General features: G+C 74.4%; 1 pseudogene. It reads left to right on the forward strand.

The annotated features are described in order from the left end of the window. A pseudogene (locus NE591_RS13625) lies at nt 1-320 on the forward strand (hypothetical protein); the annotation flags it as partial.

A 320-nucleotide genomic window follows, 5' to 3' on the forward strand; every position in this document is an offset into this window, starting at 1 on the left:
GGCAGGGCGCCCCATCGCAGCAGGCCGCACCCCAGCCTCCCTATCAGGTGGCTCCGCAGCCGCAGGCGCAGGCAAATCCCTACGGCTACGCCGCTGCCAAGCCGCGCCCGACTGCCGCCTATGCCGCCCAGTCCCAAGCCGCTTACGCCGCGCAGCCCCAGTCGCAGCCGGCTGCCGCCTACGCGGCGCCGGCCCAGGCTCCCTACGGCACCGCGGCTGGGGCCGTCCCGGCCCAGCAGCCAAAACGGCGCGGTTGGATCGTCGGTCTGGCCGCCGTGCTGACGGTGCTCATCTTGGGGGTGGCCACCATCGGGTCGTGC

Origin of the sequence: Adlercreutzia sp. DFI.6.23, assembly GCF_024462535.1 — a bacterium.
Classification (GTDB): Bacteria; Actinomycetota; Coriobacteriia; order Coriobacteriales; family Eggerthellaceae; genus Adlercreutzia; species Adlercreutzia rubneri.